This is a genomic window from Paenibacillus sp. MT124, assembly GCF_058792755.1.
Genome location: NZ_CM179500.1, coordinates 3913988 through 3938960 on the forward strand (window position 1 = coordinate 3913988; position 24973 = coordinate 3938960).

Annotated in this window: 21 protein-coding genes, 1 pseudogene and 1 riboswitch; of the genes and pseudogenes, 5 read left to right on the forward strand and 17 right to left on the reverse strand. The window is 45.8% G+C overall.

Annotation, left to right across the window (positions count from 1 at the left end; genetic code table 11):
* Positions 1 to 5: 5 nt before the first annotated feature.
* Positions 6 to 1274, reverse strand: a complete 1269-nt coding sequence (locus AC3RCI_RS17570; protein WP_336782077.1) for a molybdopterin molybdotransferase MoeA — start codon at positions 1272 to 1274, stop codon at positions 6 to 8.
* Positions 1275 to 1441: 167 nt separating this feature from the next.
* Here AC3RCI_RS17570 and hlpB point away from each other — a divergent pair, with 167 nt between their 5' ends.
* Positions 1442 to 1732, forward strand: coding sequence for an HNH nuclease-like protein HlpB (gene hlpB / locus AC3RCI_RS17575; protein ID WP_154893837.1), 291 nt, complete (start codon positions 1442 to 1444; stop codon positions 1730 to 1732).
* Between the two features lie 127 nt (positions 1733 to 1859).
* Here the strand turns inward: hlpB and AC3RCI_RS17580 are convergent, their stop codons facing one another.
* From AC3RCI_RS17580 to lpdD, 5 genes are all read right to left on the reverse strand, one after another.
* Positions 1860 to 2594, reverse strand: a complete 735-nt coding sequence (locus tag AC3RCI_RS17580; RefSeq protein WP_336781953.1) for a DUF4247 domain-containing protein — start codon at positions 2592 to 2594, stop codon at positions 1860 to 1862.
* Positions 2595 to 2605: 11 nt separating this feature from the next.
* Positions 2606 to 3112 carry a DUF4178 domain-containing protein gene (locus tag AC3RCI_RS17585; RefSeq protein WP_095357418.1) on the reverse strand — a complete coding sequence of 169 codons (507 nt, stop codon included), beginning with the start codon at positions 3110 to 3112 and terminating at the stop codon, positions 2606 to 2608.
* A 23-nt stretch (positions 3113 to 3135) separates the two neighbouring features.
* The gene (locus AC3RCI_RS17590) at positions 3136 to 3537 is read right to left on the reverse strand and encodes a DUF350 domain-containing protein (protein WP_095286503.1); all 402 of its coding nucleotides are present in this window, start codon (positions 3535 to 3537) and stop codon (positions 3136 to 3138) included.
* Positions 3538 to 3633: 96 nt separating this feature from the next.
* Positions 3634 to 4305 carry a PspA/IM30 family protein gene (locus AC3RCI_RS17595; RefSeq protein ID WP_095286502.1) on the reverse strand — a complete coding sequence of 224 codons (672 nt, stop codon included), beginning with the start codon at positions 4303 to 4305 and terminating at the stop codon, positions 3634 to 3636.
* 124 nt (positions 4306 to 4429) lie between these two features.
* Entirely contained in the window at positions 4430 to 4771 is a 342-nt protein-coding gene (gene lpdD / locus AC3RCI_RS17600) for a prenylated flavin chaperone LpdD (protein ID WP_492525803.1), read from the reverse strand.
* A gap of 151 nt (positions 4772 to 4922) precedes the next feature.
* On the opposite strand from lpdD, the gene AC3RCI_RS17605 reads away from it, so the two are divergent.
* Positions 4923 to 5714, forward strand: a complete 792-nt coding sequence (locus tag AC3RCI_RS17605; RefSeq protein ID WP_336781957.1) for a polysaccharide deacetylase family protein — start codon at positions 4923 to 4925, stop codon at positions 5712 to 5714.
* A 128-nt stretch (positions 5715 to 5842) separates the two neighbouring features.
* Here the strand turns inward: AC3RCI_RS17605 and AC3RCI_RS17610 are convergent, their stop codons facing one another.
* The 3 genes from AC3RCI_RS17610 to AC3RCI_RS17620 form a co-directional block, all read right to left on the reverse strand.
* Positions 5843 to 6517, reverse strand: coding sequence for a 3D domain-containing protein (locus AC3RCI_RS17610; protein WP_336781958.1), 675 nt, complete (start codon positions 6515 to 6517; stop codon positions 5843 to 5845).
* 2 nt (positions 6518 to 6519) lie between these two features.
* A riboswitch (cyclic di-AMP (ydaO/yuaA leader) is annotated at positions 6520 to 6719 on the reverse strand.
* 266 nt (positions 6720 to 6985) lie between these two features.
* Positions 6986 to 7711, reverse strand: a complete 726-nt coding sequence (locus tag AC3RCI_RS17615) for an amino acid ABC transporter ATP-binding protein (protein WP_153978998.1) — start codon at positions 7709 to 7711, stop codon at positions 6986 to 6988.
* On the reverse strand, positions 7698 to 9137 hold the full coding sequence (locus tag AC3RCI_RS17620; RefSeq protein WP_419720037.1) for an ABC transporter substrate-binding protein/permease: 1440 nt from the start codon (positions 9135 to 9137) through the stop codon (positions 7698 to 7700). The genes AC3RCI_RS17615 and AC3RCI_RS17620 overlap by 14 nt, the downstream gene beginning before the upstream one ends.
* A 205-nt stretch (positions 9138 to 9342) precedes the next feature.
* Here AC3RCI_RS17620 and AC3RCI_RS17625 point away from each other — a divergent pair, with 205 nt between their 5' ends.
* Positions 9343 to 10518, forward strand: a complete 1176-nt coding sequence (locus AC3RCI_RS17625) for a M20 family metallopeptidase (RefSeq protein WP_336781960.1) — start codon at positions 9343 to 9345, stop codon at positions 10516 to 10518.
* Between the two features lie 251 nt (positions 10519 to 10769).
* Positions 10770 to 12521, forward strand: a complete 1752-nt coding sequence (locus AC3RCI_RS17630; RefSeq protein WP_336781961.1) for an alpha-glycosidase — start codon at positions 10770 to 10772, stop codon at positions 12519 to 12521.
* Between the two features lie 74 nt (positions 12522 to 12595).
* Here the strand turns inward: AC3RCI_RS17630 and AC3RCI_RS17635 are convergent, their stop codons facing one another.
* The 3 genes from AC3RCI_RS17635 to glgB form a co-directional block, all read right to left on the reverse strand.
* A complete protein-coding gene (locus AC3RCI_RS17635; protein ID WP_336781962.1) occupies positions 12596 to 14302 on the reverse strand; it encodes a right-handed parallel beta-helix repeat-containing protein in 1707 nt (568 codons plus the stop codon).
* A 135-nt stretch (positions 14303 to 14437) separates the two neighbouring features.
* Positions 14438 to 15880, reverse strand: coding sequence for a glycogen synthase GlgA (gene glgA, locus AC3RCI_RS17640; RefSeq protein WP_492525804.1), 1443 nt, complete (start codon positions 15878 to 15880; stop codon positions 14438 to 14440).
* Positions 15877 to 17889, reverse strand: a complete 2013-nt coding sequence (gene glgB, locus AC3RCI_RS17645; RefSeq protein ID WP_492525806.1) for a 1,4-alpha-glucan branching protein GlgB — start codon at positions 17887 to 17889, stop codon at positions 15877 to 15879. Before glgB ends, glgA begins: the two co-directional genes overlap by 4 nt.
* Positions 17890 to 18085: 196 nt before the next feature.
* Here glgB and AC3RCI_RS17650 point away from each other — a divergent pair, with 196 nt between their 5' ends.
* Positions 18086 to 19312, forward strand: a complete 1227-nt coding sequence (locus AC3RCI_RS17650) for a glucose-1-phosphate adenylyltransferase (RefSeq protein ID WP_492472484.1) — start codon at positions 18086 to 18088, stop codon at positions 19310 to 19312.
* A 75-nt stretch (positions 19313 to 19387) separates the two neighbouring features.
* Here the strand turns inward: AC3RCI_RS17650 and AC3RCI_RS17655 are convergent, their stop codons facing one another.
* The 5 genes and pseudogenes from AC3RCI_RS17655 to AC3RCI_RS17675 all read right to left on the reverse strand — a co-directional run bounded on the left by AC3RCI_RS17655 (position 19388) and on the right by AC3RCI_RS17675 (position 24903).
* Positions 19388 to 20893 carry a sensor histidine kinase gene (locus AC3RCI_RS17655; protein WP_336781966.1) on the reverse strand — a complete coding sequence of 502 codons (1506 nt, stop codon included), beginning with the start codon at positions 20891 to 20893 and terminating at the stop codon, positions 19388 to 19390.
* Complete coding sequence (locus AC3RCI_RS17660) at positions 20890 to 21588, reverse strand: response regulator transcription factor (protein ID WP_095286490.1); 699 nt, start codon at positions 21586 to 21588, stop codon at positions 20890 to 20892. Before AC3RCI_RS17660 ends, AC3RCI_RS17655 begins: the two co-directional genes overlap by 4 nt.
* Complete coding sequence (locus AC3RCI_RS17665; protein ID WP_336781967.1) at positions 21581 to 22897, reverse strand: hypothetical protein; 1317 nt, start codon at positions 22895 to 22897, stop codon at positions 21581 to 21583. The genes AC3RCI_RS17660 and AC3RCI_RS17665 overlap by 8 nt, the downstream gene beginning before the upstream one ends.
* A 22-nt stretch (positions 22898 to 22919) precedes the next feature.
* Positions 22920 to 23645: a phosphonate ABC transporter ATP-binding protein gene (locus AC3RCI_RS17670; protein WP_127536731.1), complete on the reverse strand. Its 726-nt coding sequence runs from the start codon at positions 23643 to 23645 to the stop codon at positions 22920 to 22922.
* An 84-nt stretch (positions 23646 to 23729) separates the two neighbouring features.
* Positions 23730 to 24903, reverse strand: a pseudogene (locus AC3RCI_RS17675) (MFS transporter).
* Between the last annotated feature and the right edge of the window lie 70 nt (positions 24904 to 24973).

Genomic DNA, 24973 nt, shown 5'->3' on the forward strand with positions numbered 1-24973 from the left:
GTGCCCTACCTCACCTGTCCACTTGGCAGCTTGAGTATGCGTACCTGTTCTCCTGCAGCAATCCCTTTCTTGTCAGGCGGAATGATGATCAGACAATCACTGTCCTTGATCGTAATCATGACGCTGGACTCATCCACTCGTGACGCAGCGGGCTTCGCATACACCCTGCCATCCCGAATCTCTGTGCGCCCCCGTACGAATCGCGTAAAATTGTTCACTTTCGTATATTCTTGATCCAGGGTCGCTGTCCACTCTTCCAAATAAGGCCGGGCATCGTTTTGCATCATACGAATGGTTGGCCGCACGAACAGTCCGAATCCTACAAAACAAGCTCCCGGGTTACCGGATAGGGCAAATAGTAACTTCCCACTCACAACCGCTGCTGTCGTAACACTTCCTGGTCGCATCGTCACTTTATTAAACAGCATCTCCATGCTGCCTTCCCGTACCAGATCCCCCATAATGTCATAATCCCCAACCGATACGCCCCCAGTGGTCACAACGATATCGTTATGCTCGACTGCTTCTGTCAGTTTAGCACGAGCCGTATCCACATCATCGGCTATAGATCCATACATCACAGGTTCGCCACCTGCCTCCACGACCAAGGATCGGAGCATATGACTGTTGCTGTTACGAATGCGTCCAGGCTGCAAAGGCTCATCCACCTCCAGCAATTCCGTTCCCGTTGCAAATATGGCGACTTTCGGACGTCGAAACACCGGTACATCGGCCACGCCAAAAGTAGCCAATACGGATTGTTCTCCTGCCTGGATGATCGTTCCGGCTTCAAGCAGCAGTTGTCCTTCCTGAACTTCCAATCCAATTGGCGTTATATTGGCATTGGGCTGGATATGGCGCTTTAATGCAATCCATTGTTCTCCATCCTGTTCCCTGCTTTCGGTCATCTCCAGCATAACAACGGCATCTGCTCCTTCAGGTACTTGAGCACCCGTCATGATCCGCGCGGTGGTACCTGGAGTGATGAGTAAATCCGAAGTATATCCACATGGAATTTCATCAACGACTCGCAGCCAGATCTGTTGATCGCTGGACGCGTGAGCTGTATCGCTGCTGACAATCGCATAACCATCCATACCTGATCTTCTGAAGAAAGGGTATGGATGCGGCGCATGAATCGTTTCTGCCAGCGTTCGTCCATGCGCAGATTCCAAGGTTACTTTTTCAACTAAAGCTGTAGTAACATGAGGTGATATTCTGGCCTGAGCAGCTTCGACCTGCACGGCTGTACGGTTAAATTTGGGACTTGTCATATCATCTGAATGTGTATTGATTCTCAAAATGGAAAGAACCTCCTTTGGGACAGAACTTGTTTAAGAAAGTGTAGCGTGAAAGCTGGGGTGTGACAAGTACTCGCCTCGCGGGTAACATGAAACTGTGAGCTTATGCCCATAATAGGGGTAAGAACGGAGGAGCAGATATGAGCAGCCGATGCGAATTATGCGGTAGAGAGCCTGTGGAAACAACAGTTCATCATCTCACGCCCAAGGAACTGGGCGGTACTTTCATGCCTACAGCTGATCTATGTATCCCGTGTCATAAACAAATCCATTCGCTATTTACCAACCAGGATCTCATAAGGCTCCATTTAACAGAACTTCAGGCACTACGAGAGAATGAACGAATGGCCCCTTTTGTTCGCTGGATTCGCAAACAGCCACCTTCCACCATTCCCCGGACACGCAAATCCAATCATGTTCGCAGATCCTAATTAAAACGATACCTCCTACTATAAAACAAAAAGAACAGCCACAAGGTGAGCTTGCGCATGGCAGGGTTCATTCTGCCTTACCTTGTGGCTGTTCTCTATATACTCTTCAGGCTGGCAAATCTCATCTTTACCTTCGCCTCATGATTCGTCCGCCGCCTACCCTTGTTTTGGGCTTCTTATAAGAGCTCTTTGGTGAATTGAACAATCCACCGCTCTTGTTACGTTCGACGGTACCGGTGCTCGGTTCCTTTTTACGGCTAAATAATCCTCCGCCTGAACCTACACTAGTATCGGTGTCTCCTCCCCGCCGGGTAATGGATCCTTTTCGGTCAACCGTGATGGGTGGAGCTGCTTTTTTGTCATTGCTTGTTGGTGCACGATAAGTACCTTGATTCGGTTTGTACGTATCACGATCGGTGTACCCTCTGTACTTTCCGTATCCGCTGCCGCCAAAGGAATCAAACAAATTGCCAATGAGCGTTGCGGTCAAATACCCCTGTAAAAAGGAAGAATCATAATTCTGACGTACATATTCCTTGGAATCCACCTCAATTAAGGTATCTTCCTTCTTGTTCGGGTCCTGCTGCAAATGATAATACTGGTCCTGATACACCAGGAACATCCGCTCTTCATTTTCCGCCGAGATCTGATCAGGTTTACGCTGTTCGGATAACTCCTGAGCAACTTCCGGAACAGTACGGTCGGCAGCCCGATACACGTAGGATGTCGTATTGCCACTGCCACTTACAGACTCAAGCGGATAAGTGTCCTGAACGGAAGGCATCCCGCACGCGGACAACAGGGACATGACAAGGCTGAGGACCAGCATTAATTTTAATCCAAGTGCCATGCGCTTTTTCATTGGAACCTCTCCTAGCTCGAACGAATCACTTTGATATCCGCAGGAAGAATGGACTCACCTTCATACAGAGTAAATCTTCTGTCTTGCCATTCCACACGCAGAAGCATGTTATCATCAGACTGATACTGCCAAACCAATTGCTCTCCAGCCTGACCATAAGGTGTCCTGCCAGCAGTGGTAACCATTCCTCCATATTCTTCCTCCAGATGATACGCGCGTCCGTCCAGATCAAGTAAGGTTGGTACTTCGTCTGGTGCGTCAAGACGCCCATCAATTGGCGTATAGAGGGAATAACGTGTCAATTCTCTTTCTTCTACATGCAGATGTCTAAACGTTGTACCGTCCTGCAGTGTTAGTACCACCGCTCTTCGGGCACGATGCTGCACCCGCCCCACGACTTCATACGTAACGAGCGAGACCTCACAGATATCTCCAGGCTCAAGGTCCAGCATGGTTTTCTCTGCTCGTGGTGGTTCGGGTTTGGCTAGTATTCCTTTAATCCGTTTCCATACACTCATACCCATTACTCCCGTTCGTTATCTTATAAACAAGCTGCAATAATTAATGCGCCCACGATGTGCAAGGCACCGGAGAACAAGCCATATCCGGTCTTCCCTTGCTGGATTCCTGTGTCCAAATCAAGATTGGCCCATGTGCGAATCATAAAGTGCACAACGCTCTCCAGAATAAGCAGGATGACAAATGAAACAACTGATACAAGCAGCGCTTCACCCAGATGACCCGCTGTCGAAATCGAAGTTGCAAGCACATACCCTTGAGCAAAGAGCTTCATGACCATCCGTGTCGTAACCGCCATGTTCCCTGCCTTAACTTCCGCAAAATCCTTATACTTCGTAAATAATGAATCCACATACATCAATACAAAAAGCAAAACCGAGCCAGATAATGTCCAGACCAGCATCGCCAAAATGTTCAAATCCATTTACACAGCCCCCACTTATCAACATGAACCGCATTTAAAAGCGAAGGAGAAACGCTGTCTCTCCTCCGCTAGTGAACCCTGCCTAAGATGCAAGGTTTAGTTCTTATTTTCGTACTGCTTCATGAGTGCCGCCAGTTCATCCTCAACGGCCTGATCCTTGCCAAGTTTCTCGAACTCTTCATCCAGTGATTTTCCTTTGGAAGACATTTCGTTGCTCGCTTCAGCCTGTGCTTCCATTTGCATCATTTTTTCTTCCATACGTTTCATGCCAGCACTAGCTGTGTCGGAACTAAATCCGTTCAGCGCTTTGTTGATTTCGGTTTGTGCTTTTGCTGCATTGTAACGCGCTACCAACGTTTCACGCTTGTTTTTCATTTGTGTCAATTGCTTGCGCATTTCATCCAGCTTGCCGCGCAAATTGTCTGCCGAAGCCTTGTTTTGATCATAGCTTGTTTTATATTCTGCCATTTTTACTTCAGCAGCTTTTTTCTCTTCCAGAGCCCGGCGCGCCAGATCCATGTTCTGTGCACGTGCTGCGGTATGAGCTTGCTCCTCACGTTTCTTCACCAATGCTTCCTGTTCCTCGAACAGCTGCTTGAATTTTTTCTCAATCGCGATTTGTTGAGCAACAGCCTTCTCTGCATCTTCCAGATCTTCCTGCATATCACGGATATATTGATCCGTCATTTTGATTGGATCTTCTGCCTTGTCAATAATGGCATTAATGTTAGACATCGTTAAATCACGCAAACGTTTGAAAATGGACATTATGGTATTCCTCCTAGTCGATATTACATCCTTGTATATAATCATACATACGTGGTAACTTTCATCCCGTTTCAATTTTACCAAAAAAAATCATAAAACACGATTCCGGGTCAACCAAAATCTACTATTTTATATCATTCACCAGGGTTAAATGGTCGCCCAGCAGCTTCTCCGCAGTCTGTACGATCTCATCGATCTGTACACGTGTAATGGCATCAAAATGAATGCCCATAATAACGGTTACGGTCACCTTGAGGGAATTTGCGGCCTTACGTGCAAGGCGCTCACATAATTCCTGTTCCTTATGCCCCGGAATATGGACTGCCGTTCCCACCACGCGTTCTCTTTCGGGATAAAAGGTCGCCACAGCCCCTATATGAGCTTTCCCACCCGTGATCAAAAATATCTTATCCTCTCCAGCTTCAATGACCTGCAAACGAACCGATTTCAAATCATACGTACTCATCCTAGTCCACCCATCCTTTGTGTGTATATGTAATGGTGGAATTATGAGCTTATCGACTGAATTGGACAATGAAACTTCTCACATTTATGCATAATGGACCATCACCGCGGGCATACCAAAGAGAACGCAATTTGACAAAGGAGGCTGTATCATGCGTATTCGCCTCATCGCATTCTCCATGTTGATCCTTATGTTTATGAGTGGAAGCTATTCACCTGGACAACTGCTGGCCAAACCCGTTCCAGAGAGCATGCCTGCTGCAAAGCCGGATCTATCTGAGGATGAACAACTGACACTCGGTCAGCTAAGGCAGAAATATGCCGATACGTTCAAGACCAATGGACCTTCAACCAGACAGGTAGCACTGACTTTTGATGATGTGCCTGATCCGCGCTTCACTCCGCAGGTATTGGATATTTTAAAGAAATATAATGTAAAAGCGACTTTTTTTATTGTCGGCAACCGGGCTGAGAAACATCCCGACCTCGTCAGACGGATCGTTAGGGAAGGTCACATTGTTGGGAACCACAGTTACAATCACCCTGAATTCAGTAAGCTGTCTTTGAATGCTTTTCGCAAACAAATTCTACATACCGGCGACATTATTCGTAAACTGACCGGGTATACACCTAAAATGATTCGTCCTCCATACGGGGACATTAATGAGAAACAGCTACAATGGGCCGCAAGACAGCAATACAGCATCGTCAACTGGAATGTGGATTCGCTCGATTGGAAAGGCCTCAGCAAAGAGCAAGTGAAGCAGAACGTTCTATCTGCAGTCAAGCCAGGCTCCATCATTCTTCAACACGCGGGCGGAGGCGTGGGCTCCAATCTGTCCGGTACCATTGGAGCACTTCCGGAGATTATAGATGAACTTCGATGCAGGGGCTTTAATCTGGTGACTTTGGACGAAATGCTGCAATTGCCAAAAAGCAAATAATACTCGGCTTCGTAAACCAAACACACAAGTTATAGAACTACCAATCTTGCGCGTTTTAATAAAGAAAAAGGGTACCCTTATTTCACGTTAATCGTGTCATAAAGGCACCCTTTTATTGGCGCTGATACTTATTTCAAGATATAAAGTTCAACATCCTGAAAACCAAATGTGCTCACAGACTTCTGGCTTCCAGGAATGAAAATATCAATCCGTTTCCCTTTGATCGCCCCGCCGATATCCCGGGCAGTAGCCACAAATGCCTGCTTAGGCAGCCCCGGATGGGAGTGACCTGTAACAAGAACCTTCGTACCCAGTGGGATCACACTAGGGTCTACTGCAATCGTGCCGAGTTCAAGTGGATTACCGAAGTAATCAACAGGACCCCATCCACCATTTTCGGAAGCGGCTGCAGAGTACGCTGTTGCTTTCACATCAATGGATTTACTGTAATCAAACGTTTTGCCCCAGGCCTGAACGACTTTATCATCAGCATTCACATCAAGGCTAGCTGTCGTAATCGTCTTAGCACCCGTCGAGCTTTTCGCTGCTGGAGCAGCTGAGGCCGTGTTTGCTTTTCCAGGAATCGTAATTTTCAAACCACCATAAATGTTGTAAGGTGAAATATCACTGTTTGCTTTAACCAGAGTGTTCAGTCCAACTCCATATTGTTTCGATAAGGTATAGAAGGTATCCCCCTCTTTGGCCACGTGAACAGAATCAGCGTGAGCTGGAACGGCCTGAATGAGCATTGCTGCTGTCAGCAGGGCTGTTGCTGTTTTGGCTATAGTTCTCTTCTTAATCATGGTCTTCCTCCCTCATTGTGCCTGCGAAGTTAGTTGTCGGATTCGGATGGAGGAAACCACCCTATAGGTCTCTGTTACATTCGTCTTGCGTTATGTACCCCTAATTCACCCCAAGCAGCGTGCGTTACAATCTTCCCCTCCACGGTCTGCATCATTACATCCTCCACACTTCCTCCTCAGGAAGTTTCGGCAGGAACAATATATCACAATTTTGTAACCAGGGTCCGTAGTAAATGTTACCAACTGTCTATAACAACACATTATGATGCTTAAAAAATAAGGATTTTTCTTAAAAAAGAGCGATCAAGCAGCTCTGGAACAATGACAGAAACGTTACTTTTACGACACTGGATCCTTATCCATGCACAAAAAAACAACCCTGCTAACGTGACGTGAGCAAGGTTGTTTAATTTCGTTTTTTTGTTCATTCTATTTAATCCGGTTCACTGACTGGATCATGCTCAAAGGCTATGACAAAACTTTACCGAGAAAGTCACGCGTACGTGGATGCTTAGGTTGACCAAATACTTCATCTGGTGTTCCCTCCTCCACAATTACACCGCCATCCATAAAGATGATGCGATCACCGACTTCACGGGCAAAGCCCATCTCGTGGGTAACAATAACCATCGTCATGCCGCCTTCAGCCAGGCGCTTCATAACGTCGAGTACTTCACCAACCATTTCAGGGTCAAGTGCAGACGTCGGCTCGTCAAACAGCATCACATGCGGCTGCATCGCAAGCGCTCTGGCAATGGCAATCCGCTGCTTCTGCCCACCAGACAGCTGACTTGGATAAGCATCTTTTTTATCCAATAGCCCCACGGTTTTGAGCAAGTCTGCGGCGATCTGCTTGGCTTCCTGTGCAGACTGCTTTTTGACTTTGATCGGGGCAATGGTAATGTTTTGCTCCACGGTTTTATGCGGAAACAGATTAAAGTGCTGGAACACCATCCCCATTTTCTCCCGCGTTGCATTAATGTTGTGTTTGGGATCCGTGATCGATACGCCTTCGAAATTAATTTCACCTGAAGTAGGCTGCTCCAACAGGTTAAGACAGCGAAGGAAGGTACTTTTGCCTGATCCTGAAGGACCAATCACGACAACGACCTCGCCCTTGCCAATTGAGACATCTATGCCTTTAAGTACTTCATTTTTGTCGTAGGATTTGTGTAATTGTCTAACGTCTATCACTTGCACTCAACTTCCTTTCCAGTCGACCCAGCAGCTTGGACAAAATGAATGTCAATACAAAGTATATGGCTGCTGCAATAAGGAACGGATTCATTCCTTGGTACGTAATGTTTTTGACTACACTTGCCTGATACATGATATCAACCATACCAATGACCGAGATAATGGAAGATTCCTTGATGATGGTTACGAATTCATTACCGATGGCAGGCAGTACAGCTTTGAAGGCCTGAGGCAAAATAATAAATCTCATGGCCGCGGCTCTACCCATCCCAAGCGAACGGGCTGCTTCCAGTTGACCACGGTCAACGCCTTGAATCCCTGCACGGAAGATCTCTGCCAGGTAAGCACCACTATTGATGGAAAGTGTTAAAATACCCGCCTGAAGAGGCGAGAACGTAATACCAAATGTCAAGGCAAGACCATAATAAATAATCATCAATTGAACCAGCATCGGCGTACCGCGTATGACTTCTACATATGCCGTACCAATCCACCGCAAAATTGCTGTATCATGCATTCGGAATAAACAAATGATCAAACCGATGATTACCCCGAAGATTACCCCAAGTGCTGACAATAGGAGGGTATAACCAACCCCCGTAGCATAGAAGCTTTTGTATTGCCAAAATACTTCAAAAATATTTGGCGATTTGACCTCACGGTCTGCCATCAATTGACTGGCTTCGGTTACCATCTGATCAATTTTATTTTCACTTTTCAATCGTTCAAGCGTACCATTAACGGCATTCAGCAATTCCGTATTGCCTTTGCGAATACCGATCGCTGCTGCTACCTGCTCTTCGTCCGGAACAGCAGGAGCTAGTCCGATCATATCATCCAGGTATCCTGCAGCAACGGTATCTTCAACGATTGCAGCGTTGATCCGTTTAGTTTGCAGTTGAAGCACAATGTCCGAGATTTTATCTAGAGACGTCAGCTTGGCTCCAGGAATCTTCTGTCCGATTGTTTCCTGAATCGAACCTTTTTGTGCTCCGATCTTTTCATTTTCCAGTTCAGCCATGGTTGGGTATTTGTCTTTATCCTCATTGCGAACCATGATGACTTGTTTCGATTTATAGTAGGTATCCGAGAAGTCGATACTTTTTTTGCGGTCCTCTGTCGGTGTCATGCCTGAAATAACGATATCCACGCGTCCACTCTGCAATGCAGGCAGAAGGCCGTCGAAACCCATATCTTCTATCACAAGTTCTACGCCCAAATCGGCAGCAATCTCTTTGGCAATGGCAATATCAAATCCGACAATCTCATCCTTGCCATTAATAACTTTATGGAATTCATATGGTGCAAAGTCGGCACTCGTGCCGAGAACCAATTTTTTACTGTCTGAAGTGCCCGTAGTTCCACTTGCCAGCGCCGAAGGAACGGCAGCTGTCAATAAAACGACAAAGGTCAACAGCATCATGGTGTAACGACTAATCAATTTCAACCCTGTTCTCCCCTTACAATACATTATGTGCTTCCTCATGTTGATGCCTGAGTCATTATAAAGTACAATGCATGATTATGCAATGAGTTTTCAACTTACAAATCCTGACTTGTTTCTGAAAAAACCAAGCAAACATGATATAATGACTAAATTATTTTCATTTTGCACGAAGGAGTTCACGATGACACATACCAAATCACAAATTTTGTCGGTTATTGATCAATATGCTTCCCGTTTTAAGGAGATTTCATCATACATTGGTGCCAATCCCGAACTCGGGAACGAGGAATACCTTGCTTCTGCCCGCCTAAAGGAAGAACTGATATTTCACGGTTTCGAAGTAGAAGCTCCCGTACTTGGATTGGATACGGCTTTTTTCGGCACCTACGCTGCTGCCAAAAAAGGACCAACCATAGCGCTGTTATGCGAATACGATGCACTTCCCGAGATTGGTCATGCTTGCGGCCATCATCTGATCTGTATGATGAGTCTGGGTGCTGCTGTCGGTCTAAAGTCCATTTTGGATGAAGTTGGAGGAACGTTAAAAGTATTCGGCACACCTGCGGAGGAAACTCGTGGCGCCAAAGTTCCAATGGCTGAAGCAGGTCTGTTTGATGATTGTGATGTCGCGCTAATGGCCCATCCTTATTATGCTTATGAGAAATCGGGCAGCTCTCTGGCCATTGATGCCGTGCAATTTGAATTCCACGGCAAATCCTCCCACGCCGCGGCCAGTCCGCATGAAGGGATCAATGCACTCGATGCCGTCATTCAAACCTTTAACGGTATTAATGCATTCCGCCAGCAAGTGAGAAGTAGTGTCCGGATCCATGGTGTTATTAATAGCGGTGGTCAGGCTGCCAACATCATTCCCGACTATGCTTCAGCCCAGTTTTACGTACGTGCCGCAACCAGAAAAGAGCTTAATATACTAACGCAGCGTGTCATACAAATTGCCGAAGGTTCTGCGCTCCAAACAGGCTGTCGTCTTGTGACTTCAAATTATGAAACGTCATATGATGAGATGGTAACCAATGAATCTTTATCTGCAACATTCACTGAAAACCTCATGGAACTCGGTATTCCACAAGAAGAGATCGTTAGCGGAGATGATCATGGCTCCATGGATATCGGTAACGTATCCTTACGCTGTCCTGCAATTCATCCTTACATTCGGGTCGTTGATGAGGTTCACACCCTGCACTCCATCGAATTCCGCGATCTGGCATTACAGGAACGGGCACTGGATGGCATGGTCTTGGGTGCAAAAGCACTTGCCACAACAGCTTATGATGTGCTAACGAAGCCTGAGCTGCTGCAAACGATTCGAACAGAGTTTGAACAGGCCCTACGATAATATAAGTTTTAAGTAATAGAGACAACCAAAGAGGTGTTCTCTACAGATTGAATGGACATCACCAGGTCTGCAGAAAACACCTCTTTTCTTTATTTTGCATACGTATATTCAAGCCTAACCTGGAGATGCTTGTGAAATGAAATCGATGAAAGTAATGAAAATTTTACTAATTATGTAAACCTTTTATGGTTCATTTGCTGTCTAGCTTGGTTATGTAATGCTATACTCATCTTGATACAGGAGGTGCCGTCATGCTGCTCGAAGCGATGTATCACGTTCCCCGTGACAAGTGGGCTTACGCCTACAACACGTCTACGATTCATCTGCGTGTACGTACGAAGAGAGATGATGTAGACTATGTGACTGCACTGACTGGTGATAAATATGATTGGGACGGAACCTACAGGGAAATTCAACTGGAAAAAGCTGCTTCGGATAGGATGTTCGACTACTGGGAGGCTGCGGTTAAACCCAAATTCAAACGACTTACTTATATTTTTCGAGTCACAGCGGGTCATGAAAATGTCTTTCTGGCCGACAATGGGATTCACCGCGATCCCCCTTACCCTACTGGAGGATATTACGAGTTCTCGTACATTCATGAAATTGATGTGTTTAAGGTTCCCGAATGGGCCAAAGAAGCTGTGTTTTACCAGATCATGACCGAACGGTTCGCCAATGGCAATCCAGACCTCAATCCCGAAGGAACTCAAGCCTGGGGAGGTACGCCCGAGCTGGATAACTACTTTGGCGGAGACCTGCAAGGCGTCCTCGATCATCTGGATGATCTAACCAAACTTGGCGTAAATGCTATATATTTCACCCCCCTCTTTCAAGCCAACTCCTACCATAAATATGACACCATTGATTATAAAAAAGTAGATCCGCATTTTGGAGATAATGATTTGCTCAAAAAAGTCACAGAGGAATGCCACCTGCGTGGTATCCGCGTTATGCTTGACGCCGTTTTTAATCATTGCAGTGAAGATTTTCCGCCTTTTCAGGATGTGCTGCAAAATGGAAAACAATCAAAGTATGTAGACTGGTTCCATATCAATGAATTTCCTGTCAGTATTAAGAACGGTATACCTACCTATGATACCTTCGGTTTTTATGGAAATATGCCGAAATTTAACACGGCCAATCCGGAAGTGAAAGCGTATCTGCTCGATGTCGCCGAATACTGGATTAAGGAGATCAAGCTCGACGGCTGGAGATTGGATGTAGCGAACGAAGTGGATAACCACTTCTGGCGAGATTTCCGCAAAGTAGTTAAAACGGCGAACCCGGAAGCCTATATTGTGGGCGAGGTTTGGAGTGATTCCCTGACATGGCTGATGGGTGACCAGTTCGATTCCGTTATGAACTACCCTTTTGCGGACAAGGTCTTGGAGTTTTTCTGCGGATCCATGGATGGCTACAACTTTGCCAATGAGATGGGGTCCCTCATTATGCGGTATCCCCAGCAAACCAACGAAGTGATCTTCAATATGTTATGCAGTCACGATACCCCTCGTCTGCTCTCCCGATGCGGTGAAGACAAACGGCGATTAAAACTGTCCGTTGTATTCCTGTTTACCTACATCGGTACACCGTGTATCTTCTACGGAGATGAAGTGGGCATCAGCGGTGAAGGAGATCCCGATTGCCGCAAATGTATGGAATGGGACCCTGCCAAGCAAGATCGGGAGCTCTATGACTTCTACCGGCTGATGATTGATCTGCGCAAAAGCAATGAGGCACTTCGCAAAGGGCGCTTCCGCTTCCTGAAAGCGGATCACAACGACCCCTGTATCGTATACGAGCGAATGGATGATCAGCTTCACTTTACCGTTTGGATGAATAACACTCCCGATGTACGCACCCTCTCTCACCCTATGGAGACCAGGGACTGGAGAGATGCACTTACCGAAGATCCGGTTATTCCCACAGATGGCATTATGAACATTAAGCTCGATCCTTACGGTTATCGAATTCTATACAGACAGCTAGATCCTTCATAAAGGAATCTCCTAATTCATCAGATCCATGCACCCTTCATCGATCTGGTGTTTAGGAGGTTTTTTTATGATAAATGCTAAACCTTGGTCCCCTTAATATTCCCATTGGCATCGACAGTGACTCTCCAGCGGGTGGAATTGGGTCCTGTCAGTACAAGGTCGTTCACCAGTTGGTAGACAGAACCGTTGTTGTCCTTAACCACATCAATCACGACGTTTTTTCCATTCGAAAAGGCGCTGGACCCGAATAAATATCGACCAGTGGCACTAGACGATACCAGCAGCACATTATCTTTGATAATGTTATTTTCCACAACCCGATTGGCATTATCAAAATGGACTGCCCACCAATTGCCATCATAGTTCATGCGATTGCCCGTTATAACACTGTTTGATCCACGAATTTTCAGTGATGTGCCTTTACCCGAAATGGAATTGCTTGTGAATGTCACATGATCATTAATGCTGACCATCCGGTCAGGATTGGTCGTGACAAAACCAGGCTGAATGATATTGCCGGTGGCGACTACCCCATTACTCAAGTCCATAGCAATACCTGCTTTGGCAATATAATTGCCTTTGATAATGATGTTTCCATCTGCAATGATCCCCCAATGATTGCCATTAGGAATCACGATATTATCGGAGATAACGCCAATATCCATGCCTTCAATCCCGTTATTGGTTCTTGCCTCAATGGCTGCTGTAGGATTCGACCTCAAAATGGTATCAATATAATTGCCCTGAATCACAAAAATATGGTTGCTCTCATCATTTGGGTTGAATTGGGAAGGGAGAAAGGAGACAGAAACTACAGAGCTGTTTCGAATATTACTGAAGAAGTTGGAAGTGACAAATGCGCCTCTAAAACCGATAAGTCCTACGCCAAAAGCTGTTCCAATCACACTGTTATCATGAATATGCAGGCTCCGGGCCCCTGTCTCGCCACCTTCATTGTTACATGTAATGCCTCCACCTACTTTGGGCACATTAGACCCTTGCTGGCCTGCTGTAAACGTAGTATAGTCTGCATCGGTTGACAATACGGGTGTATGAAGAAAGTTTGTCGTTACAAATACGTTCCAGGTTGCTTTAATGAGGATCCCATCACCCAAGTATCGGTAGCAGTCATTTTGGCTAATGATGACAAAGGCCAGATTGGTCCTCACTGCAATGGGCTCTTCACCCAAGTGGTGAAGCTTGTTGTTTCTAATGATAACATTTCTTGAAGGATTCTCCTGACTGGTTGAACCATTCACGCCAATGCCGTCCGTAAATTTGCTAATATCATTATTCTGCAATATGACATTGCTGGAATTCTCTACGTAAATGCCTGTTCTTCCTTTGGCCCATCCAGCCTGAGTTGTACGCCTTAACGTTAGACCGCTTACTTCAATGTGGTTGCTGTTCTCAAAGCGTAAACCCTGATCCGAAACTTCCAAGATGGCTCCCGGATGAGCTCTAATGGTTACCGCTTTTCCATTAAACGTATAAAACCATCCCGATTTTATGACTTTGTAGTGTCCCGGCGTGAATAGTAAAATATCACCTTCTTGCGCTGAGTCAAAAAAAGCTTTGATCTGTGCGGATTGGTCAGTTCCATCCCCCGGAGCGAAGTTTCTAACGTCAATGATATTTCCAGGGATAGAAGATTCAACTGCTGCAATATTCCCCAAAATCTGACTAAACATTGCGTTCATCTTGAGAGGATCAAATGTTTCATTCCCACCCCATGCCTCCAAATTCGGATTATAAGTGGAGGTGAAATTAATATGATTGGCCATTTTACCAACTCTCTTTCATCCCATTTTCAACCTCATTCACTTCATTCGACCTCTACAGGGCATCCAACATGGCTCCGGATTTATTCTGCAAAAAAGCCACAGTACGATATATACTGCGGCTCCGTGGTTTAATTATTATTTTGTATTCTCAACAGTAATGCTGCGATAAATGTCCATGTATTCATCAGCCGAAACATCCCAGCTGTAATCCCCGTTCATGCCATTTTTCACGATCTTCTTCCAGTGGTCGGGCTCACGATACAACTTCTCTGCACGACGGATCGTATTCATCATGTCATGTGCGTTAAAGCTGGTAAACGAGAAGCCGTTCCCTTCACCGCTGAACTCATTGTATGCCTGCACCGTATCGTTAAGACCACCCGTTTCACGGACAAGCGGCACACTGCCATATCGGAGTGCTAACAGCTGACTTATGCCGCACGGTTCAAACTTGGAAGGCATGAGAAATATATCACTTCCTGCATAGAAACGACGGGATAATCCATCGTTGAACTTGATTTGGGCTGACATTTTCAGTGGGTAACGATAGGACGCCTCCCGGAACCAATGCTCATAGGCAGGATCGCCAGTTCCCAATACGGCAAACTGGATATCGTCGTAGTACAACAGCTCATCCAATATGCGACAAACGAGATCAAGTCCTTTAGAGTCAACAAGACGGGTAACCATTACCATCAATGGTGCATCCGGACGGACAGGCAGCCCAAGCTCCTTCTGCAGCTCAATCTTGTTCTCCGTTTTCTTCGATAGGCTTGCTCTGTACTTAACCGGGATTTTGTTATCCGTCGCCGGATTGTAACTCTTGGTATCAATACCATTCACAATTCCGGTAAAACGTTCGCCTAGCGAGCTAAGCAAACCGTCCAAGCCATAGCCATAATAGGAAGTTTTCACTTCCTGTGCGTAGGTGGGGCTTACTGTTGTTACATGGTCTGAATAGACAATACCTGATTTTAGAAAATTGACATTCCCATAATACTCTGCGCCATCCATGGTGAAATATCGGTCGTCCAGTTCAAGCAGATCGCTGAATACCGAATGCGGGAATACACCTTGATACAACAGATTATGTATGGTGAATACGGTACGTATCTCACTATAGAATGGCTCATGTGCATAATGCGCCTGCAGCAGCAGCGGAATCATTCCCGCATGCCAGTCATGACTATGAAGCACATCCGGCTTGAAGTCCAGCAGCGGCAATACCTCGAGCACCGCGCGATTAAAGAAAGCAAATCTCTCCCCATCATCCATATACCCGTAGACACCGTCACGGCCAAAGTAATATTCGTTATCGACAAAATAAATCGGGATTCCGTCATGGACGAGCATTTCAATGCCGCAGTATTGTCTGCGCCAGCCGAGTGGAACATCGGTCACGATAACCGGCTTCATGGCCTCCTTATATTCGTCAGGGATCCCTTTATATTTGGGTAAAATGACACGAACATCTGCCCCAGCCTTTTTCAAGGCTTGAGGCAAAGCTCCAATAACGTCAGCGAGTCCACCCGTTTTGATAAATGGATGGCCCTCGGCAGCAGCGAATAAAAGTTTCACGCCTTTTTCCCCCTTTTTGATTTGGCAGTGGTCTTATTTGTATTTGTATTTTTGAGTGCTTTTGGTCTGACAGAAGCGACTTCATTTGCTGTCTCATCCGTTTTCCGACGTGTATTCTTTTTTAGAATAACCACGCTTAGCGGAGGCAAAACAATCTCCAGACTGTGGGGATGGCCATGAAAAGGAATCTTTTCGGTAGCTATCTGCATATCATTCAATATACCTGATCCCCCGTAATCGGGATGATCACTGTTCAGAACTTCGGCATACATACCGGGACGCATGACACCAATCCGGTAACGCTCCCGCTTGACCGGCTGGAAGTTAACAAGCACAAGGAGTGTATCCGCAGGTTTTTTTCCTTTGCGTACATATGAAATGACACTTTGGCCATGGTCATCCGGAGTGATCCATTCATATCCGTCCAGGGAATGATCAAGCTCCCACAAAGCTTTTTCGCTCAGGTACAGCTCAGACAGGTCACGTTCAAACTTGTGGAGTTTGCGGTGACTGTCATAATCCAGCAAGAACCAATCCAGTTCATCCTCATCTTTCCATTCAATAAACTGGCCAAATTCTCCGCCCATAAAGAGCAGCTTCTTGCCTGGGAAAGTCATGAAGTAACCTAAGAAAGCTCGCATGCCATCAAACTTTTGTTCGTACGATCCAGGCATCTTGTCCAGCAAGGACTTTTTGCCATGTACGACTTCGTCATGCGACAAAGGCAGCACATAATTTTCAGAGAAGGAGTAAACCACAGGAAATGTCAGCAAATGATGCTTCGACGGACGATCGTGGAAATCGGTTTTCATATAATCCAGCGTATCGTTCATCCAACCCATGTTCCATTTATAATTGAATCCCAGTCCGCCTACGTCCACAGGAGACGTGACCATCGGCCATGCACTGGACTCTTCGGCCATCATCAGCGCATAAGGATAGTACTTAAAGATCGTTTCATTGAGTTGCTGCAAGAAGGCAACAGCTTCTTTGTTTTCCAAGCCTCCGTCTGCATTGGGACGAAATTGGCCAGAATGCTTTTCAAAGTCAAGCCTTAGCATGCTGGTAACCGCGTCTACACGCAGACCATCAAAATGATACATTTCCATCCAATACAGCGCATTGGAGATAAGGAAGGAACGAACTTCCGGTTTCGAATAATCAAAGCTTAGTGTACCCCACCCTGGTTTCTCAGCCAGCAATGGATCTGCATATTCGAACAGCGGTGTGCCATCAAACAAACGCAGACCGTGGGCATCCTTGGCAAAGTGTGCAGGCACCCAATCAAGCAGTACACCTATTCCAGCCTGATGCAGTGTATCCACTAAATACATTAGATCCTTAGGACCTCCAAAACGGCTTGTCGGGGCGAAGAAGCCTGTACTCTGATACCCCCAGGAAAGGTCATAAGGGTGTTCACTGAGCGGCATCATCTCCACATGTGTGTATTTCATTTCTAATAAGTAAGGAACGAGCAGATCCGCGATCTCTCTATAACTGTATAAAGAGCCGTCTTCCTTGCGCTTCCATGTTCCGATGTGCATCTCATAAATATGTAAAGGCTTGTTATATACAGCCCTCTGTTTCCGTCTCCATGCACCATCGTTCCATTTGTATCCCTGGATGGAACTTGTAATGGAAGCCGTGCGAGGCCTAACTTCGGCGTGAAATGCATACGGATCTGCTTTCAGCAGTTCTACTCCGTTTTCCGTTAAAATACGGAATTTGTATAAAGTTCCTTCACTGATTTCCGGAAAAAAACGAGTCCAAAATCCAGAATCGGGTATCTTATATAAAGGTGCCTGTTCACCTTTCCAATCATTGCGGTCAAGAGCCAGCCCTACTTCTTTGGCATTTGGAGCCCAGACGGTGAAGCGATACCCCTGACGATGATCCTGAGTCTCAGGCTGTGCGCCTAATATTCGATAACTGTGATGAAGGTTTCCTTCATGAAACAAATAGATATCCTCCGGCGAAATGGCCGGATCTGCCAATGGTTGAATGGCCAAGAGATCACCTTCTTCCCCTAGAAAATAGATATAACGTTAATCATTACCCCATTCTAGCCAAGTTGAAAAGAAAAATGACGTGTTTAAAAAAATGTTGTAATTTTACAGGAATTTTACAGTATACATCGTTTCAACAGCACCACTTTGCGTTTATGTAAGTACTACACTGGACAAATATCTTGGGAGGGAAACGATTATGTTTAATAAAGATTGCATCGCTATGCTGTTGGCGGGAGGAGAGGGGAAAAGATTAGCCCCATTGACCTCAAGTATTGCTAAACCCGCTGTACCGTTTGGCGGGCACTACCGGATTATCGATTTTCCTCTCAGCAACTGCGTAAACTCAGGAATCGATACAGTTGGAGTATTGACGCAGTACCAAGCTGAATCTTTACACGATCACATTGGTGGAGGAGAACCATGGGGACATGGGAATTCGGAAGAGGCAGGAATCTCCCTGCTTCCATCTTATCATACAGGAAATGACGAATACTTGGGAACGGCGGATGCCATTTATAAAAATATCGACTATATTGACCAGCAAAACCCCGAAAATGTTCTAATTTTGTCGGGAGACCACATTTATCACATGAATTATCGCGACATGCTGGAATCCCATAAAGCCAATAAAGCGGTTGCGACTATTTCAGTCATGGAAGTTCCTTGGGATGAAGCACATCGCTTCGGAATTATGGCTGCGGATGAAAATATGCGTGTGACCGAATTTGCAGAAAAGCCAGCTGAACCAAAAAGCAACCTGGCTTCCATGGGGATTTACATGTTTAATTGGGAGTATCTGAAACGCCATCTTCTGCTGGATGCGGCTAACCCGAATTCCAGTCACGACTTTGGTAAAGACGTTATTCCTCAAATGCTTAATGAAAACAACTCTCTTTTCGTGTATAACTTCGATGGTTACTGGAAAGATGTTGGTACTGTAAAAAGCTTGTGGGATGCTCACATGGATCTGCTGCATAACGAAGAAAACTGGAGCCTGCACAAAGAACACTGGCCGATGTTTACTCGTGACTGGAAAACCAAATTAAGTGCTCACAAAGCTCGTCATTCCCGTGCTGAGCATGCCTCCTCCATGGTCCATGAGTCGTGCGCCATTGAAGGTCGTGCAGAGCGCTCAGTTATCTTCTGCGGTGCTGAAGTAGGAAAAGGTTCTGAAGTCAAAGACAGTGTTATTATGCCAAACGCCCGTATCGGTAGAGGTGTTCATATCGAACGTGCCATTATTGGTGAAGATGCCATTATCAAGGACGGCGCCATTGTCAAAGGCACTGCTGATGAAATTGTCGTTGTAGGCCCTAATGAGGTTGTATCTGCCAAACCGGCAGTCCGCACTCAGCCTGCACGTATTCTGAAAGAAGTATATGAGAAAACCGGTCGCTTGCGCGCTGGCGAACTCTCTTCATAATATACCAAAAAAGGCAAGCCGTTAATGGCTCGCCTTTTTTGGTGCATTCAGAATGTGTCTATGGTAATCGGGTGTTTATTCGCTTTTGCCTGTATCTGAATCCGGATTAATATGTTGTGACCCGCTTCCTTGTTGCGTTTCTGAAGCGAGTTCATTCACCTGATGCTCAGTTACGATCTCTTCTTCCGGCAAAGCGGGCAGTTCTATCGTGACGGTTGTACCCGATCCGAGTTCACTTTGTATCGTAATCGTTCCTTCATGCAGTTCCACGAGTTCTTGCGTAATGGCAAGCCCCAATCCTGTTCCACCATTCTGGTGATTGACCTGGAAGAATCGATCACGTACTTTGATGAGATGCTCCTCGCTAATCCCGATCCCGGTATCCTGCACAGCTGCTATGATCTTCCCGTCCTCTTCTTTTACCGACAGATAAATCCACGAATTTTCGTGTGAGAATTTAATTGCATTATCCACGATGTTCAGGAATACCTGCTTGAGGCGATTTCCATCACCATGCACGTTAAAAGCACGGGTCTCATCTGTGTCCAGCTTCAAATGTATTTGCTTTTGTTCCGCTTTGGCCCAAACGTTCAACATCGTTTCCTGCACAATCTCACGAATGCTGACCGTACCTTTGACCAGCTTCATCTGATTTTGCTGCAGTTTGGAGAAATCCAGCATCTCTTCAACCAGCCCGATTAAGCGTTCTGTTTCTTTCGAGATAATGCTCATGCCAATACGTGTCTCATCCGGATCATATCCGCCTGAATCCAGCGTTTCACTCCAGCCTTTAATGCTAGTCAGTGGTGTTCTGAGCTCATGAGAAATGGATGAGATAAAATCATCCTTGATCTGGTTACTGCGAACAATCTCATGAGCCATAAAATTCAGTGTGGATGCCAGTTCACCAAGTTCATGCTTATAGTTCCCTTTGACTCTGACATCCAGACGTCCTCTCGCCATCTGGGCAGATACCGCGGTAATATTGTTAATGGGACGGACGATGGAGTTCGCCATACCAATGCTGATAATCAGAACAATAGCCATAACGGCAATCCCGACGGCAACGGCAAGCAATCCCATGACAAGCAGCTTCGAGTTTACATTTTCGAGTGAAGTCAGATATCTAACAATGTACGTATTCTCCCCACCCAGATCAAGTTTGTGCGAAACGGCCATGACTTGCTCACCGGTGCCCGGTTGTCTGCCTACCCACCGTCCCGTATTGCCATTTATGGCCTGCATTATATCACTTGTCTGCATTACAGCCCGGTCAGACTCGAAGGCCGCAGAGCTGGCAAGAACTCGTCCATTGAGATCAAGAATTTCGAGCTCTGTGCTGGATAGTTCCAGGTTCGAAAGCAACTTCGACAGATTACCATTATCCGCATTATCCTCGCGGGCGATGGGCTCCAAAAAGTCTTTTGACATGGAAATATGAGAGCTGATGGTATTGTAGATACTCTCGTAATAATACCGCTGCACCGCAAGCATAAAAATAAATTCCACCAATAACAGAGCAAGCAGAACTACGAAAAAATAATGTAGTACGATCTGCCTGGTGATGCCTTTTTTAATCATTGCTCCCGGCCCTTCCATTTATAACCGTGACCCCATACAGTCTGCAGGTATTCAGGTTCGGAAGGATTATTCTCGATTTTCTGGCGTAAGCGGCGAATGTTCACATCCACAATTTTGGGATCTCCCATATATTCCTTGCCCCATACATGATCCAGGAGCAAATCACGGCTAAGTGGTGTATTCTCTTTTTCCAGGAAGAATTGAATAAGTGAAAATTCGGTTGGAGTCAATTCAATCAATTCATTTTGTTTTTTAAATTGTTTGGAGATCAAATCAAGAGAAAACGGCCCCGATTGGAATGTGACCTTAGCTGCAGTCTCCCGATGCACATTTACTCTGCGCAGCAAGGATTGAATTCGTGCGATCAGTTCAGTTGGGCTAAATGGTTTGCTTACATGATCGTCTGCTCCAACAGAAAGAGCATATACCTTGTCCTGTTCCTGAACCTTGGCCGTCAAGAAAATGATGCCCAAACGTTCATTGGTTTCACGGATGCGCCGACACACTTCAAAACCGTCAATTCCAGGTACCATGACATCAAGAAGAGCCAGGTCAATATCTGGTACAGTTTGCAAGATGCGAAGTGCTTCATGCCCATCTCCTGCTTCAAGCACTTCGAACCCGTTTCTCTTCAAATTGATAACGATAAAACTGCGGATGGATTCTTCATCCTCAAGAATAAGTACTTTACTCATTTAGTTCTCCCTTTCTGTTCAGCTGAGACATATTATCAAGTAATCCATCATTACTATCCTGCGCATTACGTGAAGCAATCACCCGGTCGTTTGTTCGGGTAATTTCTTTCCATCTCTTTCCTTTGTCCTGTTCCCACTGAGAAAGCGTGAAATATTTAATTTCACCCACGGTTTCATCCGTGTCAATCATTTTAAATCGAATATATTTTTCCTTTTCCGATTTGGTGTCGATTGTAATCTTGCCGTACCACTCAGGTTTTAAGTTTAAATGAAACAGATTGGCATCATCACGGTACTGGAATGAGACAAATTCCTTTCCATCCTTGCCATCCCATTGATAAAAGGTATAAAACCACATGCGGGAATCAAACACGTAATGTTCCCAGCCTTTTGGCGTTTCCTTTAGTCCAAACTCAATAATACCATCATTGTTGAAATCACCGCTTAAAATTTTGTCATCTCTATAGGTTTGATCAGGTGATTTGAAGGCATTTACCAGTTTGTTATCCTTCACATAGATCAGTTGTGAGAAAGAACTGCGGTCATCCAGCTCTGCGTCCAGCACAATACCCATCTTATCCTTGGCGATTTCTCCTCCAAGTGCATTGTAGATCTCTTTAACGGTATAATCGGTCTGCAGCCGATCAACTTCCTTAAAGCTGCCTTCGTCATACTGATACAACGCTACACTTGCAAACCCACTGTTATTTAGGGCTACAATGGCAAAATCGCTTTTTCCATCCCCATTCAGGTCCAGTGTGTTACCTTGCAGATCATCAATAATAAACTGGTTATAAGGTACTCCACCCAATACCTGCTCAAGTGCACCGCCATTATATGAATACGCCGTCAGTGCTTTTTGCTCTTGCAGACTCACACCGAGTATGATATCCGGGTTCCCATCGTTCGTGATATCCAACACTTTAAAGGATTGCAATTCACTTCCCGGAACGTCAAACGTCAGTTTCTTAACCCACGTATCTCCCTGTTCCTCCAGAAGCATGCCGTGGATACGCACATTCTCATTGGGTGTTTCGTAAAATACGATAGCTTCGCGCGTTCCGTCCCCGTCGAGATCTTCAACACGAATCATGCTGGTATTGTTCATGTCTTTGGGACGAATCAGATTGCTCTCTGGCGGCTGCTCCTTCTGAACAACGTAAAACAATTTTTGTTTGTCCGTGGACAGCATGGGTTTCTTCATCAAGCCCTTGGGGTCGCTTATGACCGTACATCCGCTAAGAACGGAGCCGAGCACCACCGTCACTGCTCCACACGCTAACAGGCGCCCCCATCTTGAGTTAAGCAATTTCATCACTCATTTCAATAGTTTAAATCATGTTTTTTTCCTTCTGTGTCAGTCTACGTCCACGTATATCAAAGGCAATCTTGCCTTCTGCAAGACCCCAGATGCGAGCTGCATGCTTCTCCGCCATCTCGATTGGTAAAACGGCAATAACGGTTGCCCGTTCCTCTTCGCATAGTTTCCGCAGTGTCTCAAGAACGGTATCGGCAGTATGTGGGTCAAGCCCAATTACTGGTTCATCCGCGAGAATGACTTTGGCCCCATGGGCGAGTGCACGGGCAATCGCTACACGCTGCTTCTCACCGCCGCTTAGTTTTTCTGCGGTTTGATGAGCTTTATCCAAAAGACCGAGTCCTTCAAGATAATCCATGGCACCCATATAATCATCGGAACGGACCATTCCAGTCACCATTCTCCACCAAGGCGTCTGACCAGACCGACCAATTAATACGTTTTTGAGTGCTGACTTTCTAGGATAGAGCTGAGGATTCTGTTCCAAGTATGCCCATTCACGCTTAATTTTCCGTTTGCCGGACCAGCCTTCTTTCAAAATTTCGACACCGTCAACCGTAAATCGGCCGCCATCCCATTTCTCCATCATGGCCAGGCACTTGAGCAGCATGCTTTTTCCGCTGCCGCTTGAACCGACTACTGCGATCATTTCACCTTGCTGCATATCAAATCGTATATCCCGCAGAACCGGAACACGGTCCGCTCCAACGGATTTACTCAAATTCTCAACTCTGATCATCGCGATGTCTCCTCTTGTCCATGTTTTTCCCTACTATATAGTGTACTCGGAAATGGACATCAATTTCCATGCGAACACCAGCTTCTATTTTAACACAGAATGAGAACTTGGTTTATGTTGGAACAGGACACCTGCGGCACCAAAAAGCAAATAAAAACAACCAAGCAGGATAAACATGCTCCCGGGTGAGATCCAATTGATCATCTGACCACCCAAATTCGGCCCCAGAATACTGCCTATCGTAAAATGGAACGAGGCCACGACGTTTGCTGCAGGAAGAAGTGCCTTTGGCAAAATATCTGCTGCATAGGCAAGTCCAAGCGAGAAAAAGGACCCTACCAGCCCACCTGCTACGGTCAGTAATACCAGCGTCCACCAGAAGTGAGTTCCGGCTACAGGTACCAGCATGAACATAACCCCGCCTGCAATACCAGCAGACATTAACACTTTTTTACGTCCAAAGCGGTCGCTGAGGATGCCCAGAGGCAGCTGCAGAAACAATCCTCCAATTCCCACAAACGGCAGTAAAGATGAGATCTGATTGGCGTCTAAACCAATCCGTAATCCATATACCGGAAAATTGCTGTTCATCCCGGCTTCCATATAGCCATAAAGTAGAGCCGGTATTAATGCATACCATGCCCAGGCCCAGCTACGACGGAATCGGCGTTCCGGAAGCTGACCATGCTCTGCTTTTTCCGGTTTGGTATCAGGAAGCTTCATTAATACAAGCAGGAGCACAGCCCCCATACAAACGAAAAGAACCCAGAACGGCACTGCCTCGCCAAATCCGAGCAGCTTGATGCCCAAAGGCCCGATACTGAAGCCAAGTCCGTAGGACATGCCATATGGGTGCCGTCACGAGAAGGACCCAGAGCTGAGCAGCATAATGTAAAGCACTATCGCCTATACCAACGACGAGACGAAGAATAAACCATATTTTAATATCCGGTAAATACGGAAAAAGAATCAGGGGAAACATAACAAATAGCAGGCCGCCGACAATCAGCTTTTTAAAACCAACCGCTCCGAGCAGCCGTTCAGCGACCAGAGTCATTGCAAAGGAACCTACATACAGCGCTGCTGCATTAAGGCCATTCAACCCTGGTGATACCCCTTTTTGCTCCAGAAAAATGGATAGTACGGGAAGCAATAATCCCTGGCTAATCCCTGCTACAACTATAACGATGATCAGGATGAAATAGTTGGATGTAGAATGTGATGATTTTGCGACATTAATAGATGACACGAATTTCATTCCTCCTGCGGACAACCAAAAGAAAAATCGCCATCGCTGACGACTTTTCGCATGTTATTCATATTCATAT

Excerpts from the sequence above, each read along its gene's own strand:
- AC3RCI_RS17660 (WP_095286490.1), bottom strand. The coding sequence starts at position 21,588 with ATGAGTAAAGTACTTATTCTTGAGGATGAAGAATCCATCCGCAGTTTT.
- AC3RCI_RS17595 (WP_095286502.1), bottom strand. The coding sequence starts at position 4,305 with ATGTCCATTTTCAAACGTTTGCGTGATTTAACGATGTCTAACATTAAT.
- AC3RCI_RS17635 (WP_336781962.1), bottom strand. The coding sequence starts at position 14,302 with ATGGCCAATCATATTAATTTCACCTCCACTTATAATCCGAATTTGGAG.
- AC3RCI_RS17610 (WP_336781958.1), bottom strand. The coding sequence starts at position 6,517 with ATGATTAAGAAGAGAACTATAGCCAAAACAGCAACAGCCCTGCTGACA.
- hlpB (WP_154893837.1), top strand. The coding sequence starts at position 1,442 with ATGAGCAGCCGATGCGAATTATGCGGTAGAGAGCCTGTGGAAACAACA.
- AC3RCI_RS17620 (WP_419720037.1), bottom strand. The coding sequence starts at position 9,137 with ATGATGCTGTTGACCTTTGTCGTTTTATTGACAGCTGCCGTTCCTTCG.
- AC3RCI_RS17585 (WP_095357418.1), bottom strand. The coding sequence starts at position 3,112 with ATGAGTGTATGGAAACGGATTAAAGGAATACTAGCCAAACCCGAACCA.
- AC3RCI_RS17580 (WP_336781953.1), bottom strand. The coding sequence starts at position 2,594 with ATGAAAAAGCGCATGGCACTTGGATTAAAATTAATGCTGGTCCTCAGC.
- AC3RCI_RS17650 (WP_492472484.1), top strand. The coding sequence starts at position 18,086 with ATGTTTAATAAAGATTGCATCGCTATGCTGTTGGCGGGAGGAGAGGGG.
- AC3RCI_RS17605 (WP_336781957.1), top strand. The coding sequence starts at position 4,923 with ATGCGTATTCGCCTCATCGCATTCTCCATGTTGATCCTTATGTTTATG.
- AC3RCI_RS17630 (WP_336781961.1), top strand. The coding sequence starts at position 10,770 with ATGCTGCTCGAAGCGATGTATCACGTTCCCCGTGACAAGTGGGCTTAC.
- AC3RCI_RS17655 (WP_336781966.1), bottom strand. The coding sequence starts at position 20,893 with ATGATTAAAAAAGGCATCACCAGGCAGATCGTACTACATTATTTTTTC.
- AC3RCI_RS17570 (WP_336782077.1), bottom strand. The coding sequence starts at position 1,274 with ATGACAAGTCCCAAATTTAACCGTACAGCCGTGCAGGTCGAAGCTGCT.
- AC3RCI_RS17625 (WP_336781960.1), top strand. The coding sequence starts at position 9,343 with ATGACACATACCAAATCACAAATTTTGTCGGTTATTGATCAATATGCT.
- AC3RCI_RS17670 (WP_127536731.1), bottom strand. The coding sequence starts at position 23,645 with ATGATCAGAGTTGAGAATTTGAGTAAATCCGTTGGAGCGGACCGTGTT.
- lpdD (WP_492525803.1), bottom strand. The coding sequence starts at position 4,771 with ATGAGTACGTATGATTTGAAATCGGTTCGTTTGCAGGTCATTGAAGCT.
- AC3RCI_RS17590 (WP_095286503.1), bottom strand. The coding sequence starts at position 3,537 with ATGGATTTGAACATTTTGGCGATGCTGGTCTGGACATTATCTGGCTCG.